The 15,811-nt window shown below is 66.0% G+C and carries 16 protein-coding genes; 10 read left to right on the top strand and 6 right to left on the bottom strand.

Annotation, left to right across the window (positions count from 1 at the left end; all coding sequences use genetic code 11):
• The first annotated feature begins 39 nt into the window (after nucleotides 1-39).
• Nucleotides 40-867, top strand: a complete 828-nt coding sequence (locus tag KW836_RS20290; protein WP_175138015.1) for an IclR family transcriptional regulator — start codon at nucleotides 40-42, stop codon at nucleotides 865-867.
• Here the strand turns inward: KW836_RS20290 and KW836_RS20285 are convergent.
• Nucleotides 864-1,697 carry an IclR family transcriptional regulator gene (locus tag KW836_RS20285; protein ID WP_218344582.1) on the bottom strand — a complete coding sequence of 278 codons (834 nt, stop codon included), beginning with the start codon at nucleotides 1,695-1,697 and terminating at the stop codon, nucleotides 864-866. The two genes, KW836_RS20290 and KW836_RS20285, sit on opposite strands and share 4 nt — an antisense overlap.
• A 171-nt stretch (nucleotides 1,698-1,868) precedes the next feature.
• On the opposite strand from KW836_RS20285, the gene KW836_RS20280 reads away from it, so the two are divergent.
• The gene (locus KW836_RS20280; RefSeq protein ID WP_218344581.1) at nucleotides 1,869-2,900 is read left to right on the top strand and encodes a TRAP transporter substrate-binding protein; all 1,032 of its coding nucleotides are present in this window, start codon (nucleotides 1,869-1,871) and stop codon (nucleotides 2,898-2,900) included.
• A 2-nt stretch (nucleotides 2,901-2,902) separates the two neighbouring features.
• Complete coding sequence (locus KW836_RS20275; RefSeq protein ID WP_175126180.1) at nucleotides 2,903-3,586, top strand: hypothetical protein; 684 nt, start codon at nucleotides 2,903-2,905, stop codon at nucleotides 3,584-3,586.
• Nucleotides 3,587-3,632: 46 nt separating this feature from the next.
• Here KW836_RS20275 and gudD read toward each other — a convergent pair whose 3' ends face one another.
• Together gudD and KW836_RS20265 are read right to left on the bottom strand one after the other, a co-directional pair.
• Nucleotides 3,633-4,979, bottom strand: a complete 1,347-nt coding sequence (gene gudD / locus KW836_RS20270; protein WP_218344580.1) for a glucarate dehydratase — start codon at nucleotides 4,977-4,979, stop codon at nucleotides 3,633-3,635.
• Between the two features lie 46 nt (nucleotides 4,980-5,025).
• On the bottom strand, nucleotides 5,026-5,997 hold the full coding sequence (locus tag KW836_RS20265; RefSeq protein WP_175126178.1) for a tripartite tricarboxylate transporter substrate binding protein: 972 nt from the start codon (nucleotides 5,995-5,997) through the stop codon (nucleotides 5,026-5,028).
• A gap of 215 nt (nucleotides 5,998-6,212) precedes the next feature.
• On the opposite strand from KW836_RS20265, the gene KW836_RS20260 reads away from it, so the two are divergent.
• From KW836_RS20260 to KW836_RS20235, 6 genes are all read left to right on the top strand, one after another.
• Nucleotides 6,213-7,238 (top strand): LacI family DNA-binding transcriptional regulator, encoded by a 1,026-nt coding sequence (locus tag KW836_RS20260; protein ID WP_255596006.1) that lies wholly within the window; start codon nucleotides 6,213-6,215, stop codon nucleotides 7,236-7,238.
• Between the two features lie 198 nt (nucleotides 7,239-7,436).
• A complete protein-coding gene (locus tag KW836_RS20255) occupies nucleotides 7,437-8,084 on the top strand; it encodes a DedA family protein (protein WP_218344579.1) in 648 nt (215 codons plus the stop codon).
• 33 nt (nucleotides 8,085-8,117) lie between these two features.
• A complete protein-coding gene (locus KW836_RS20250; RefSeq protein ID WP_218344578.1) occupies nucleotides 8,118-9,119 on the top strand; it encodes a bestrophin family protein in 1,002 nt (333 codons plus the stop codon).
• Nucleotides 9,120-9,234: 115 nt separating this feature from the next.
• The gene (locus KW836_RS20245; RefSeq protein WP_218344577.1) at nucleotides 9,235-10,113 is read left to right on the top strand and encodes an RNA polymerase sigma-70 factor; all 879 of its coding nucleotides are present in this window, start codon (nucleotides 9,235-9,237) and stop codon (nucleotides 10,111-10,113) included.
• Nucleotides 10,114-11,365: 1,252 nt separating this feature from the next.
• Nucleotides 11,366-11,800 carry a cupin domain-containing protein gene (locus KW836_RS20240; protein ID WP_218344576.1) on the top strand — a complete coding sequence of 145 codons (435 nt, stop codon included), beginning with the start codon at nucleotides 11,366-11,368 and terminating at the stop codon, nucleotides 11,798-11,800.
• A gap of 140 nt (nucleotides 11,801-11,940) precedes the next feature.
• On the top strand, nucleotides 11,941-12,942 hold the full coding sequence (locus tag KW836_RS20235) for a LysR family transcriptional regulator (RefSeq protein ID WP_218344575.1): 1,002 nt from the start codon (nucleotides 11,941-11,943) through the stop codon (nucleotides 12,940-12,942).
• Nucleotides 12,943-12,953: 11 nt separating this feature from the next.
• Here the strand turns inward: KW836_RS20235 and KW836_RS20230 are convergent, their stop codons facing one another.
• Genes KW836_RS20230 through KW836_RS20220 form a run of 3 tightly spaced genes read right to left on the bottom strand, consistent with a single transcriptional unit; the run spans nucleotide 12,954 to nucleotide 14,713 of the window.
• Nucleotides 12,954-13,448, bottom strand: coding sequence for an Ohr family peroxiredoxin (locus tag KW836_RS20230; protein ID WP_218344574.1), 495 nt, complete (start codon nucleotides 13,446-13,448; stop codon nucleotides 12,954-12,956).
• A 20-nt stretch (nucleotides 13,449-13,468) separates the two neighbouring features.
• The gene (locus KW836_RS20225; protein WP_175124210.1) at nucleotides 13,469-14,224 is read right to left on the bottom strand and encodes an SDR family oxidoreductase; all 756 of its coding nucleotides are present in this window, start codon (nucleotides 14,222-14,224) and stop codon (nucleotides 13,469-13,471) included.
• Nucleotides 14,225-14,233: 9 nt separating this feature from the next.
• Entirely contained in the window at nucleotides 14,234-14,713 is a 480-nt protein-coding gene (locus tag KW836_RS20220; RefSeq protein ID WP_056563450.1) for a carboxymuconolactone decarboxylase family protein, read from the bottom strand.
• 204 nt (nucleotides 14,714-14,917) lie between these two features.
• Between KW836_RS20220 and KW836_RS20215 the strand changes: the two genes are divergently transcribed.
• Nucleotides 14,918-15,805 (top strand): LysR family transcriptional regulator, encoded by an 888-nt coding sequence (locus tag KW836_RS20215; RefSeq protein ID WP_218344573.1) that lies wholly within the window; start codon nucleotides 14,918-14,920, stop codon nucleotides 15,803-15,805.
• The last annotated feature ends 6 nt before the right edge of the window (nucleotides 15,806-15,811 follow it).

The raw sequence follows: 15,811 nt of genomic DNA, 5'->3' as shown, positions 1-15,811 counted from the left end.
AGGGTTATCATCCATCACCCCATTACTTGTTGAGATGACATGGCCGGAGTCCTCGAACGCGCGCTCGCCGTCATGGAGTACCTGTCCTCCAGACCCGAAGGCGTCCCCCTCGCTTCACTTGCCCAGCAACTGGAGATTCCGCAGAGCGCCGCGCACCGTCTGCTGACAGACCTTTGCCGCTGCGGCTATGTGCGCCAGATCCGGGATCACGGCGACTACGCGCTGACAGCCCGCGTCGCTTCAATCGGGTTGAGCTATCTTGCGGCGACAGGCATCGTCGACATCGCCCAGCCGCTGGTGGATCGGCTGGCGGACATCTCCGGCGAACTCGTGCGGCTGGCCATCGTGGACAACGAAGAGCGGCTGACCTGGGTTGCGAAGGCGCAGGGCGCGCGTCACGGCCTGCGCTACGACCCGGAGATGGGCTCAGAAGCCAGGCTGTCGTGCAGCGCCTCGGGCCACGCGTGGATGCTGACGATGACCGACGAACGCGCGCTGGACCTGGTCTCGCGCCAGGGTTTCGGTTCGCCGGAGGAATACGGTCCCAATGCCCCCACCACCATCGCTGCGCTGACGAAGATGCTTCAGGCCGGACGCAAGCGCGGCTACGCCATGATCAACGAAGTGTTCGCGCCGGGGATGACCGCGATGGCAGCGCCCGTGCAGCGCAAGGGCGAGGCGGCCATTGGCGTACTGAGCATTGCCGGTCCGGCGATGCGCCTGACCGAAGCGCGGATGGAAGCGCTGGGTCCCGACCTGCTGGCGGCTGCGCAGGAACTGGCGCTGGCCAGCCTGGCATCGCCGATGTTCCGGACGCGCTTCCCGATGCAGGGCCGCAATTCCGGAGACGAGGCGTCCGCGGATTAATCCGCCGCCGGCTCTTCACCCTGCGCGGGGCCGTTTCCCCAGGTGCCCACGCGCGCGGAGCGCAGCAACGGCGAGGCGTCTCCGGCCTGCGCCAGCTCGCTTGCCGCGCGCAGCAGCGCCGGCCCGAATTTCTCCATGGCTTTAACGGTCAAGCGTTGCGACGGACCAGCCACCACCAGGATGCCGGTGCTTTGATGCCCGGGACGGCGGATGGGAGCCGCCATCGCGCTCATGCCGGCCGCGTAGACGTCCTGCAGAATGCTGTAGCCGCGCCGCCGATGCGCGTCCAGGCTGGCGAGCAACGTGCGGATCGACGTGGGGGCATTCGGCCCGAAATCCCGCGGTTTTCCCAGCCCCTGTTCGGTGACGTAGGCAATGGCCTGGTCTTCAGGCAACGTCATCAACCACGCGTGGCCGGCCGCGCTGCACGACAGGCGCAGGTCGATGCCCATGTCCGGGTCGTACAGCAGCCCGGATTTTGCGCCTTGCGCCTTGGCCACCAGCGTCAGGCGTTTGCCGTCGACGATGGCCAGGCGCACGAGTTCACCGGTTGCAGCGGCAAAACGGTCGATGACCGGCTGCGCGATGTCGATCACGCCGGACCGGCTCAGGAAACTCAAACCCATCGACGCCAGCTTGGTCGTCAATGCGTATTCGCCCCGCACCGACGTCTGCCGGACGTAGCCGAACTTCATGAGTTCGTGCAGGGTCCGGTGACATCCGCTGCGCAGTTGATTCAGGTCGTCCGCAATGTCGGCGAGATTCGCGCCGTCGGGATGGGCAGCCAGGTATTCAAGCAACGCCAGTGTTTTTTCGATTGCCCCGCTCATCGCGCTCTCCGGGTGGCATCCATGGAATCGTTCAATTTTTGAATTCGATCAAATTTTGAACCGGATTCAAAATTATGCCCTATGCTCGCAGCCGGGTATTCACACGATGGCCCGCCGCCGTAACCGCATCAACCGGACCTTTGCCAACGACAACCGAAGAAGGTGCTTGTGATGAATTCAAAGAAGACGTGCTTGCGCATCGCCGTGAATGCCGCAGCGACCATCCTGACCTGCCTTGCCGTGGCGGGAACCGCCGCCGCACAAGAGATCAAGGCGCGCACGATGAAATTCGCGTTCAGCCTGGCTGCGGACCATCCCCTGGGCCAGGGCGCGCAGAAATTTGCCGATCTGGTCGCCGAGAAAAGCGGCGGCAAGATGAAGGTGTCGATCTACGCCAATGCGGTGTTGGGTGGGGACCCGCAGAACCTGTCGGCGGTTCGCGGCGGCACGCTGGACTTCACCTCGATGGCGACGGGCCTTCTGGCCGGCATCGACAAGCGATTCATGGTCTTTGACCTGCCGTTCCTGTTCAACGACGCACGCGAGGCGTACGCGGTTTCGGACGGACCCGTTGCCCAGCGCCTCTTGAATGGCCTGTCCGATCACGGCCTGATCGGCCTGGGCATCTGGGACCTGGGCTTTCGCAACATGACCAACAGCAAGCGCCCGATCGCGCAGGCGCAGGACCTGCAAGGCCTGAAGATGCGCGTCATCGCCGCCCCCGTCTACATCGACATGTTCAAGACGCTGGGCGCCAACCCGGTGCCGATGACGTTCGGAGAGGTCTACGGCGCGCTGGAGTCCAAGGCCATCGACGGCCAGGACAATCCGGTGGGCGTGATCCTGTCCGCCAAGTTTGCCGAAGTGCAGAAATACCTGTCGCTGACGCGCCATATCTACACGGGCATGCCATTCCTGATGAGCCGCAAGACGTGGGACAGCATGTCGGAGGCCGAGCGCAAGATCATCCTGGAAGCGGCCGCCGAGGCCAAGGCGGAAGAACGGCGGATCTCGCAGGCCAAGGAAGCGGTGGCCATCGACGATCTGCGCAAGGTCATGCAGGTCAACACCTTGACGCCTGAAGCGGTCGAGCGCCTGCGCGGCGCAGTCAAACCGGTGGTGGACAAGTTCGCGGGCGAAATCGGACCCGACGTCATGCAGCAGGTCACCGCGGAACTTGCCGCTTTGCGGGCCAAGAACTGATCATGGCCATGCTCGGAAAGGCCGCGATCGCAATGTGGTGGGACATTGCGCCGGCTTGGCGCGCGGAGTTCGAAGACTGGCATACCCATGAGCACTTCCCGGAGCGCATGGGCGTTCCCGGGTTTCTGCGCGGCACGCGCTGGACCAGCGCCCAGGGCGGGGAAGGATTCTTCGTGCTGTACGAGCTGGAGGCCTACGAAACGCTGGTCTCCCCCGGCTACCTCCAGCGGCTCAACGCCCCCACGCCGTGGTCCACGAAGCTCATGCCGCAGCACCGCAACATGATCCGCAGCCAATGCCGCGTGGTCGAGAGCGTCGGCGGCGGCTTGGCCAGATATGCTCTGACGATTCGCCTGTCCCCCTTGCCGGGGTCGGAGGAAGCGCTGCGTGCGTATCTGAAGGCGCATGCGGCGGCCGCGGCGGCGCAGCCGGGATTGTCCGGCGCGCATCTGATCGTGACGGACACGCCGGCAATGAACGCCACCACGGAACAGAAAATACGCGGCGGAAAAGACCGCGCGGCCGACTGGATCTACGTCGTCAATGGTTATGCGATCAACGCGGTGACCGCCTGCGACGGCGACATTCTGAACTCGGCCCAGATGCGCGCGATGACGGGTGGTGGCCCGGCGTGGTCAGACGTCTATTGCCTGTCCCACACACTGGAGCGTGCGGGGGCAAGGTAGTTCCCTGCCCCGCGCCCTGCCCCGTCACCGCCCGGCGCGATGCCGATCAGCGCACCATGCAAGGCCGCTTGTTGTCGAACTTCCACCCAGGCACCAGATACTGCATCGCCGTAGCGTCGTCGCGCGCGCCCAGGCCGTGCTGCAGATAAAGCTGATGGGCGCGCTCGATCGCGTCCATGTCCAGCTCGATGCCCAGCCCGCCGGTCTGCGGCAGCTCGACATAACCGTTGCGGATTTGGAGCGGGTTGCGGGTCAGGTGCTGGCCGTCCTGCCAGATCCAGTGCGTGTCGATCGCGGTGACGCGGCCCGGCGCGGCGGCGCCCACATGCGTGAACATCGCCAGCGACACGTCGAAGTGGTTGTTGGAATGCGAGCCCCACGTCAGGCCGAACGCCTGGCAGGTTTGCGCCACGCGCACCGAGCCCTGCAGGGTCCAGAAATGCGGGTCGGCCAGCGGGATGTCGACCGATTGCAGCGACAGCGCATGCGCCATCTCGCGCCAGTCGGTGGCCACCATGTTGGTGGCGGTGGGCAGGCCGGTGGCGCGGCGGAATTCGGCCATGACCTCGCGGCCGGAAAACACGCCTTCGGCGCCGCACGGGTCTTCCGCATAAGCCATCACGCCATGCAGGTCGCGGCACAGGCGCACCGCGTCCTTGAGCAGCCAGCCGCCGTTCGGGTCGAGCGTGACGCGCGCCTCGGGAAAGCGCTCGTGCAAAGCGCGGATGGCTTCGACCTCTTCTTCGCCGCGCAGCACGCCGCCCTTGAGCTTGAAGTCCTGGAAGCCGTAGCGTTCGTGGGCCGCCTCGGCCAGCCGGACGATGGCCTCGGGCGTCATCGCCTTTTCGTGCCGCACGCGCAGCCAGCCTTCGGCGTCGGGCGCCGTCTGGTAAGGCAACGGCGTTTGTGCTGAGTCGCCCACGTAGAACAGATAGCCCAGCATCTGCACGGACGTGCGCTGCACGCCCTCGCCCAGCAGCGCTGCGACAGGCACGCCCAGGTGTTGCCCCAGCAAGTCCAGCAAGGCCGATTCCACCGCCGTCACGGCATGGATCGCCACGCGCAGGTCGAAGGTCTGGGCGCCGCGGCCGGCGCTGTCCAGCCCAGCGAAGGCCTGGCGCATCTGATTCAGCGTGTGCTGATAGTTGCCGATGGAGCTGCCCGCGATCAGGGCGCGTGCGTCCTCCAGCGTGGTGCGGATCTTTTCGCCGCCGGGGACTTCGCCCACGCCGGTGTTGCCCGCGCTGTCGGTCAGGATGACCAGGTTGCGCGTGAAGTAAGGGGCGTGAGCGCCGCTCAGGTTGAGCAGCATGGAGTCCTGGCCGGCCACCGGCACGACGCGCATGCCGGTGATCGTGGGCGTCGGGGAGGCTAGGGATGCGTGAAGAGTCATGATTGCTTCTTGAAAAAGCCCGGCCGCCACGGCCGGGCGCGTTGCGTCATTGCACGGAGATGCCGCCGGTCTCGATGACCTGCTTCCAGCGGGCGCTTTCCTGTTGCTGGAATTTCGTGAAGGCTTCGGGCGAGTTGGCGACGACCTCCAGGCCGATGTCGGTGAAGGGCTTGCTGATCGCCGGATCCTTCAGGGCGGCGGTCAGGGCGGCGGACAGCTTGTCGCGCACGTCTGCGGGCAGGTTCTTCGGGGCCACGACGGCCTGCCAGGCGTAGACGTCGACGCCCGGCACCGATGCTTCGGCGAACGTGGGCACGTCGGGCAGCACCGGCGAACGCTTGGAACCCGTGACGGCGATGGCCTTGAGCTTACCGGACTTGATGTGCGGCAGCACGGCATTCACGTTCTGAAAGGACATCTCCACCTGATTGCCCAGCAGATCGGAAATGGCCGGTGCGCCGCCCTTGTACGGCACGTGCAGGCCCTTCGTGCCGGTCTTCTGCCAGAAGAGTTCGGCAGTCAGGTGGTCGGACGACCCCGCGCCCGACGTCGCGAAGCTGATCGCGCCCGGCTTTTCCTTCAGCAGCGCCAGCACGTCCTGCACGCTGTTGACCTTGGAGGCGAGCTGCGGGCTGACCACGAGCACGTTGGGGGTCTGCACGGCCACGGTCAGGTACGTGAAGTCCTTGGCCGGATCGTAGGTGATGCCCTTCATCAGGTGCGGCGCCACCACCAGCGGCGCCAGCGACGTGACCATCAGGGTGTAGCCGTCCGGCGCGGCGCGGGCCACCTGCGAGGCGCCGATCGTGCCGGTGGCGCCGGCCTTGTTTTCCACGACGAAGGATTGCTTGAGCTGTTCACCCAGCTTGTTGGCCAGCGCGCGCGCCACCGAATCGGTCGCGCCGCCGGGCGGGAACGGCACGACGACGGTGACGGCCTTGTCTGGCCAGGCGTGCGCCACGCCGGCTGCGGCCATCAGGGTCAAACCAACAATCCACTTGCGCGCGTTGCTCGTCATTACTGTCTCCGGTATAGGTTCTTTTATGGGCGTTAACGTTAACATTTCTTTTGTTAACGTTAACATCGCGGCCTTTTTAGAATATTTCTTCGCCCTCTCCGGCTACTATCCGGACAAACCCTAACCGCCTCCGGCCCGCAAGACCGGCGTCTGCAGGTAGGCTTGACCCCAGTTTCACGTCCGTTCCTGTTCCCTTTACGATGCGCCCGTCCCGAATGCCGTCCGCCGATTCGCCTTCCCGCTCCCCGGAGCGCGCCAACGTCACCGTGCGCGAGGTGGCGCAGGCGGCCGGGGTGTCCATGATCACCGTGTCGCGCGCCATCAATACGCCGCAGCATGTTTCCCCGGCCACGCTCGACAAGGTCAATGCCGCGATCCAGGCGCTGGGCTACGTGCCCAACCTGATGGCCGGCAGCCTGCGCCTGTCACGCAGCAACCTGGTCATGGTGCTGGTGCCCTCGATCACAGGCTCGCTTTTCGGCGGCATGCTCACGGCGTTGACGCGGTCGCTCGAGGCCAAGGGCTTCCAGCTCATGGTGGGCCAAAGCGGCTACGACTCACCGCGCGAGGACGCCCTGCTGCGCGCCATCATCGGGCGCCGCCCCGACGGCATCGTGCTGACGGGCGTGATGCATTCGCCGCAAGGCCGGCAGCTCCTCAAGGCATCCGGCATCCCCATCGTCGAAACGTGGGACGCGACGGACGCGCCCATCGATATGCTGCTCAGCCTGTCGCATGACGCGATCGGGGCCGCGGTCAGCCACTATCTGCGCGACGCCGGCAAGACGCGGCAGGCAGTGCTTAGCGGCGACGACCACCGCGCCCGGCTGCGCGCCGAAAGCCTGGTCCGCGCCGCCGTCGATTCGGGCCTGCCCGAACCGCTGGTGCACTACATGCCCGCGCCGACGACGCACGCGCAAGGCCGCGAAGGCCTGCGCGCCCTGCAGCGTTCTGGCCAGGGCATCGACGCGGTGTTCTGCAGTTCGGACATGATGGCCGCTGGCGTCCTGACCGAGGCCGCGGCGCAGGGGCTGGAGGTGCCGCGGCAACTGGCCGTGATGGGCTTTGGCGACATGGAGATCGCCGCGTCGATGTCGCCGGCCATCACGTCCGTGCACGTGGATGGGGCCGCCATCGGCGCGCAGGCGGCCGAGATGATCGGCCTGCGCGCGAACGGCCAGCGTCCCGCGCAATCGGTGGTGGAAATCGGCTTTCGCATCGTGATTCGCGACAGCGCATAAATCTGGCCCGCAGCATCCTCGCAGCGCATTGTTGTCGCCCGGACAACACGGTGCGTCCCTGCGCGGGTCTACCGCGCCGCAACCGCCACCTCTAGGATCTGTCCTGACCGGCCACGCACCGCGGCGCGGCGATTCCAGGAGATCCCCACATGTCCACGCCCGCCATCGCGCCCCACCGCAATACGCAGGGAGCGCCGCATGCTGCCGCATGAATGGATCGCGCAATACGGCGTGCTGGCCGTGTTCCTGAACGTGCTGGGCGCATCGCTCGGCCTGCCGCTTCCCGTCATGCCCACGCTCATCGCCGTGGGCGCCAGCCAGGCGGCGACGGCCGGCGCAGCGGGCCACGTCGCCTTGCCGCTGGCCGTCGTGCTGGCCGCCGCGGTGCTGGCGGGCGTGCTGGCGGACCTGCTCTGGTTCCGCGGCGGCCGACGCTACGGGCCGCGCACGCTGCACACCGTGTGCAACCTGTCGCTCTCGCGCGAGGCCTGCATCAGCAGGACCGAGCGCTTCTTCAACCGCTGGGGCGTGCGCCTGTTGATCGTCGCGCGCTTCATGCCCGGTCTGTCGATGGTGGCCGTACCGCTGTGCGGCGCCAGCGGCAAGCGCCTGCGGTCGTTCGTCTGGCACGACTGCGCGGGCCTGGCGTTGTGGGCCGCGGCGGGGCTGATGCTGGGCGCAATATTTTCCGCGCGGGTGGAAGCGTTGTTGGCAGCACTGAGCGCGCTGGGCGGCCGCGCGTCGGTCGTAGCCATCGCAGCGGCGGTGCTGTTCCTGGCGTATCGCTATGCCCGGCGCGCGTGGGGCTCGAAAGCGGCGCGCCAGGCCGACCCGACCGCTCCTTGAACGGACGTCTGAAGGCAATCAGGAATCGACATCATGCACCTCGGAAAATCCTATCGCCTGTGCGAATTCGTGGTCTGGACGCGCCGGACCATCTATATCCTCGCCGCCCTCAGCCTTGTGCCCGTGCTGCTGTACCAGGTGGCTGGCATGAAATGGCTGACGCTGCCTTTGTCGGTGGTGACGCTGTTGGGCACCGCGACCACGTTCGTCGTGGGCTTCAAGAATGTGCAGACGTACACGCGCACGGTGGAGGCGCAGAAGATCTGGATGGGCATCGTCAGCGCCAGCCGCGCGTGGGGCATGCTGTGCGGCCACTATGCGGGTGACGCCGGGCGCGCCGCAGGGCTGGTCGACCGGCATCTGGCGTGGCTGACGGCCCTGCGGTATCAGCTTCGCGCGCCCCGGGTCTGGGAGTCCATGCAGAACCGGCCGAATGCGGAATACGGCAAGCACTACGTGATCCCCGAGCGCCGCATGCCGCTTGATTCCGCGCTGGCCCGTTACCTGCCGGCGGCGGAAATCGCAGCCTTGGCGGCGGCAGACAACAAGGCGGTGCAACTGCTGGATGGGCAAGCCCGCGCGGCCAGGCAACTGTTGGACGAGGGCGCGATCACGGCGTCGGAATACGCTGACCTGAACGGGCGACTGCGCGACCTGCTCGACCTGCAAGGGCAGGCCGAACGCATCAAGGATTTTCCGTATCCGCGCCAGTACGCGATCATCAACACGCTTTTCGTGCGCGCGTTCTGCGTGGCGCTGCCTTTTGGCCTGACCGCGCAGTTCGACCTGATCGGCGACGCTGCGGGCGGCTTCATGCAGGGCCAGATGGCGTGGCTGGCCGCGCCCTTCAGCGTCATCATTTCGTGGATCTACACCTCGCTGGAACAGGTGGGCCAGAGCACCGAAAATCCGTTCGAAGGCAATGCCAACGACGTGCCGATCAGTCAGTTGAGCACGATGGTGGAACGGGACCTGAGGCAGATGCGCGGCGCCACGGCGCTGCCGCCGCTGTGTACGAATGACATCGTGCTGTAGCTCTCGCGGCTCAAAATGGGAGACCGCCATGGACGTCCCGCGCGCTTGTCGCAGGCAGGCCCCTGCGGCAAAATACCTGCCTCCCTCCCCCCTCGTCCCGGCGCTGGCCCCCTCCATGACCGACTCTGTCGCCCTCTTCGACCAGCACCGTTCCCGCCTTTACGCCATCGCCTACCGGATGCTGGGCGCCGTGGCCGAGGCCGAAGACGTGGTGCAGGAAGCCTGGCTGCGCTGGCATGGCGCGGACCGCGCCTGCATCCAGAACCCGGAGGCCTGGCTCGTCACTGCCACGACGCGCCTGTCCATCGACCGCCTGCGCGCCGCCAAGGCCGAGCGCGAAAACTACGTGGGCGTCTGGCTACCCGAGCCGATGCTGATGGCCGCGCCGTCGACGCCGGAGCAGATCCACGAGATGGCGGACGACGTTTCGGTGGCGTTTCTGTTCATGCTGGAACGACTGTCGCCAGATGCTCGCGCGGCGTTTCTGATGCGCGATGTGTTCGACGCGGACTACGAGGACATCGCACAAACGCTGGACAAGAACCCCGCCGCCATCCGCCAGATGGTGCGGCGGGCGCGGCAGCAACTGCGCCAGGGCGCACCGCGCGAAACAGTGCCGCGGGCAACGCTGCAGCGTCTGTTGCAGGCGTTTGCGGATGCGATGCAGCGCAGTGATTTCAACGGGCTGCTTGCGTTGCTGAGCGACGACGCCGAGCTCATCGGCGACGGCGGCGACAAGGTCACGGCATTTGCCAGCCTGGTTGGCGGCAAGCGACTGGCGCAACTGTTTTATGCGGGCAAGCGCCGGTATCGCGACGCGCTGGACGTCGAGGTGGTGCAGGTGAATGGGCAATGGACCTTGTTGCGCTTCATCGATGGCGAGCTGGAATCCGTGCAGTCTTATGAGACCGACGGCGAGCGGTTGACGCGGGTGCTGGTGCAACGGAATCCGGATAAGCTGGCTCGTATTGCTGCTTCGCTCAAGCGTGCCTGATGAATTCAGGCGGGCGCGGTTTGAGGTTTTTGGGTTCTTTAGACGCCCGGCGCGGCGTGGGCCTGGGGTGGGCGGGGCTCCGATTGCGGTCCGGAGCCTTCGCTCCGGACTACCCCGTCCTCAACCTCGTCCGCCTTCGGCTCCCTTCGGTTTCCGTCGGGCGCATCTAAACGCCCCGCCCACCCCAGGCCCACGCCACACCGGGCTCTAGTTGATTGATCTTTACGGGCGCTGGGGCGGCTTGAGTTCTTAAGGTTCTTGCACACACTTGAGAGGACGAGAAGCATCTTGCGGGGCCCGCCCCCGGGCGGCCGCGCGGGCGGCCTTCGTGGGCTTACGCTGCGTCTTGCGTCGAAGCGATGACGCTTCGCGCGTGGCTGCTTCTGCGTCGGGTGTCAGACACCCTGGCGAAATTTGCGTCATGCCAAGTCCGACTCCCAAAGGTGTCAGACACCGGCAGCGATGACGCTTCGCGCGTAGCTGCTTCTGCGTCAGGCGTCTGATACCGGCAACGGCAGACGTTCTCGCCTACCTCAAGCGGCGCGTCCCCAATCGCCACTTGAACTCCAGTGCCCGATGGGCGGCGCGAACAGGTCGGCAGGTTGTGGCGAATCGTCGCGGCGCCGCCCATCACCGCCCCACCCTCCGTGACGGCGGACCATTAGCAAACCAATCCCCGCCAGCGCGAAGCGCACCCCGCCACGACGCCCCACCAACCCAATGCCGGGTTGCCGCCGCCCGGGCGGCAGCAACCCGGCGGCCCCGCAGATCTCCTTCCCTGACCACAGGTCTTGTAGCGCCCCAAACCAAAGACCCTCGTAGCACGGCGTCGTGGTCACCGGGGAGGCGAGCGCCGTCGATGCGCCCGAGGGAATCTGAAGGCAGTCGCCGAAGGCGACAACGAAGATGACGAAGGGGAAGTCCGGAGCGAAGGCTCCGGACCGCAATCGTGGGCGCTCGCCTCCCCGGTGACCACGGCGTCGGGCGACCTACGGAAACCACGGCGTCGGGCGACCTACGGAAACCACGGCGTCGGGCGACCTACGGAAACCACGGCGTCGGGCGACCTACGGAAACCACGGCGTCGGGCGACCTACGGAAACCACGGCGTCGGGCGACCCGCTGCCACCTAACCCTCGGCCGACCTGCAAACGTTGGTGCATACCAGGCAACACCGTGATCCCCTATACGGACCTACCGCCCCGCCCCCACCAAACCTACGATGGACCCGTCACCCCTCAAAGGACAAACCATGTCAAAGCTCACAAAATTCGTCTTGCCCTTCATCGCCACAGCGACGTTGCTCAGCCAGCCCACCCAAGCCGCCTCCCATCACGCCCAAGCCACCCCCAAGCCAACCGACCCCGTCGTCACCAAAGTAATGACAAAGGCCCTTCCCGACATCCCCGGCAAGGAAGCCCTGATGCTCGTCGTCGACTACCCGCCCGGCGGCGCCGACCCCGTCCACCGCCACGACGCCTCCGCCTTCGTCTACGTGCTGGAAGGCAGCATCGTCATGCAGGTCAAGGGCGGCAAGGAAGTTACGCTCAAGCCCGGTGAAACTTTCTACGAAGGCCCCAACGACATCCACACCGTGGGACGCAACGCCAGTCAGACCGAGCCGGCCAAGTTCGTGGTCGTCCTCATCAAAAAGCAAGGCGCGCCCGCCCTGACGCCGGTCGACTGAAGACGCCAGGCGGACGCCGCCCTTCAAACGCCAACAGGCCTTCCCCCCGGGGAAGGCCTTCTTTTTTTGCCCTCGATGTCACAAGATTGCCGCGCGCGCCGTCTTAGCTGTAGGATCAACCCACTTGCGGCGCCGCCACCATGTCGACACCCTACCCTCCCTCCTCCGACACCCCTTCGAACGGACCGGATTCCCTGGCCGACAGCTTTGCCACCAGCTATGCCGGTGTCATGGCTTTCATTGCCGTCGCCGCCGAGGGCAACTTTGCCAAGGCGGGCGACCGGCTCGGTATCGGCCGCTCTGCAGTCAGCCGCAGCGTCCAGAAACTCGAAGACCAGCTTGGCACCCGCCTCTTCGTGCGCACCACGCGCAGCACCTCGCTCACGCCCGAGGGCCAGCGTTTTTACGAACAATGCCACCCCGGCGTCGAGCGCATCATCCAGGCCCTGGACGACATGCGCGATCTGCGCGAAGGCCCGCCGTCGGGCCAGCTTCGGGTGTGCGCCACCGTGGGTTTCGGCCGCAAGGTCGTTGCCCCGCTGCTCATGGGGTTTCGTGAGGCCAATCCCGGCATCTCGGTCGAGCTGCTGCTGGACGACGGCCCCACCGACTTCACCACCGACCGGGTCGACGTCTCCTTCCGCAACGGCCGCATGGAAGACAGCCAGGTGATCGCCAAAAAGATCATCCCGATGCAGATGATGCTGTGCGCCTCGCCCGCCTATGCCGCCGCGCACGGCCTGCCCAGCAGCGTCGACGACATCGCCGACCATGCCTGCGTGAACTTCAAGCTGGCGTCGGGCCGCGTTTTCGAGTGGGAATTCAAGGTGGCCGGCCAGCTCCGCAAGGTGGCGCCACCGGGCATGCTGACGTTCAACGATGCCGATCTGGTGCTGCAATCGGTGCTGGATGGTCACGGCATTGCGCAGATGGCCGCTTACCAGGTCTGCGACCACCTGCGCGCCGGCACGCTGGTCGCCTGCCTGCCGCAATATGCGCCCGAGGACCGCGGCCATTACCTGTGTTTCCTGAGCCGCCAGCACTTGCCGGCGCGCATGCGCGTGTTCATCGATTACATGACCGAACACATCCGCGCAATGGACCTGCAGATATTGGACAGCCTGCTCGCGAAGCAGGCGTGAAGAAGGCCGCGCTACTGCGTCAGCGCGACCACGCTATCAATGCCGCCCTGCGCCATCTTGGAATACGGACAGAGGCGTTCCGTATTGCGCACCAGTTCTTCGGCAAGGGCCTTCTCCAGGCCGGGCAGGTGGATGTTGACATCCGCGGTCAGCGCAAACAAGCCATCGACCGGATCTCGCCCGAACGAAATGGTGGCTGTGACCGAGGCTTCGGGAATCGACAGGCCCGACCGCTCGGCCAGCATGCTCAGCGCGCCATGGAAACACGCCGCATAGCCGGCGGCAAACAGCTGTTCGGGGTTGGTTCCCCCGCCAGTGCCGCCCAGCTCCACCGGCAGCCGCAATTCCACGATCAGTTCGCCATCGTCCGAGATGGCAATGCCGGAGGCGCGCCCGTGCGCGGCCTCCCCGCCGCGCACCGTCACGCTGGTGGTGTACAGGGGACGGAAGTCGCCGCCCCGGTACTTGTCCAGGAGGCTTTGGGGACGAGGCCGCAGTTTGCTCATGTGGGTCCTTGTGCCCGCCGCTACTTTCTTGCGCCCGAACGGCTGAACCAGGTTTCGAAGTCGATCTTGCCCAGGCGGGGGCCGGATCCCGGCACCAGCGTGTCGTCGTCGAGCAGCGCGCCAAAGTAGCGCACGCCGGCGTCCGCCTGCACGGTGCGAGTGTCCCCGATTCTACCCATGTACCGTTGCGCCAGTTCCGACAGCCTGACCTTTTCGGGACCGGCGATCTCCACGATGCCGTTCACGGGTGCGCCCAGCGTGGCATCGGCCATGGCGAGCGCCACGTCGTCAGACGCGATGGGCTGCACGTAGGCGGACGACAGCCGCACTTCCTCGCCCTGCGTGCCGGACTGCACGATGCCGCCCAGGAATTCAAAGAACTGCGTGCTATGGACGATGGTGTACGGAATGCCCGCCGCCTCGATCAGGTCTTCCTGCGCGATCTTGCCGCGGAAGTAACCGCTTTCGGCCAGGCGGCGGGTGCCGACGACCGACAGCGCGACGTGATGGCGCACGCCGGCGCGCTTCTCGGCGGCCAGCAGGTTGCGGCCCGAGGTCTGGAAGAATTCCAGCACGGCCTTGTCTTCGAAGGACGGCGAGTTGGCGACGTCGACCACCACGTCAACGCCGGCCAGGGCCGCATCCAGGCCTTCGCCCGTGATGGTGTTCACGCCGGTCGCGGGCGAGGCGGCGATGGCCTCATGACCGCGTTCCGTAAGCAGCTTGACGAGCTTGGAGCCGATCAGGCCCGTGCCGCCGATGACGAGGATTTTCATGATCGTTCCTTAATTGAATTGGGCCTTGTCCAGCCCATATGCCTTGTCGGCGGAGCCCGGCACCGTCTGGAAGCCCACGTTCAGGCGGTTCCAGCCGTTGATGGCCATGATGGCAAAGCTGAGGTCCGAGATTTCCTTTTCGGACAGTTCACCGCGCACGCGCTCGTACACCTCGGTCGGCACGCCGTGCACGCCCAGCGTGGTCAGCGCTTCGGTCCAGGCCAGGCATGCACGTTCGCGCGCCGAGAACTGGTTCGATTCGCGCCAGATGGCGACGTGATGCAGGCGCAGTTCGCGTTCGCCCGCAATCTTGGCCTGCTTGATGTGCATGTCCAGGCAGAAGGCGCAGCCATTGATCTGCGAGGCGCGAATGTCGACCAGTGTCAGGATGGACTCCTCGATCGCGCCGGCCTTGGCCAGCATGCTGAATTCGACAAATTTCTTGAACAGTTCGGGCGACTGGGCAAAGGCGTTGAGACGTTGGCTCATGGTGACTCCTGGGTGGGTTGGGCGCTGCCCCGATGGGGTTATCGGGTTTTGCGCTGGCTTGTTCGACGCCCAAATCGTAGGCCGGCGCGCAGCGCGGCAGTAGCCCCGGCGCAGGGACCACGATGTTGCCGCAATGACAACAATCGCCCCGCGCGATCACCCCGAAAATACCCAGGCAATCAAGGCTCGCGCCCGGAAATCATCATGAACAGAAACGTTATCTCGATGCAGGACATCCATTACTTCGTGGAAGTCGCCAAGCGCGGCAAGCTGTCCGCCACCGCCGCCGGACTCGGCCTGCCCGTGGCCACGCTGTCCCGGCGCCTGACGCAGTTGGAGCAGACGCTGGGGTACAAACTGCTGAACCGCACCACCCGCAGCGTCAGCCTGACCGCGATCGGCCAGCAGTATTTCGACCAATGCGCGACGCATGTCCAAGCCGCCCTGTCCGCGCACGAAAGCATCCATTCCGGCCTTAATCATCTGGCCGGCACCCTGCGCGTGTCGGTGATGCCGGGACTGACCATGATCCTGCCGGCGGTGCTGAAGGAACTGCGCGAAACCTATCCGCAGATCTCGTTCGAGGTGGAGCTAGGCTCGGCCGGCGCCGCCCGCAGCGGCCATCCCTTCGACCTGATGCTGCGCACGGGAGAGCTCGAGGATTCCGCGCTGATCCAGAAGCACGTGGCGCAGGTGCAATGGATTCTCGTGGCGGCCCGCAGCTATCTGGACCGCTTCGGCCGCCCGACCTGCCCGGAAGACCTGGGCCTGCACGAGCGCATCGTCACGGGCGGCCTGCCGGACTGGACGCTGGGGGCAGGCGAAAGCCTGCTGAATGTTCGCGGACCGACCCACATCGGCACCAACAGTGCGGCGCTGGGCGTGCAGCTGGCCACCGCCGGGCTGGGGATCGCCTGGATGCCCAGCCATCAGGCGCTGTCGCAAACGCTGCGGGAACTGGCGCTCGAACAGATCCTGCCCGATTGGAAACTGCCGCCAGCCACCATCTACGCCCTATCCGACAATCGCGTGACGCCGGCGCGGGCCAAGGTGTTTCTGGATACGCTGCAACGGCATTTGCGGGTGAATTAGGCCCTG

The sequence above is a fragment of the Achromobacter sp. ACM05 genome (genome assembly GCF_019218915.1).
GTDB classification, from domain to species: Bacteria; Pseudomonadota; Gammaproteobacteria; order Burkholderiales; family Burkholderiaceae_B; genus Achromobacter; species Achromobacter animicus.
Note: the sequence above shows the minus strand (reverse complement) of the source record. Positions and strands in the feature narration are given on the sequence as shown.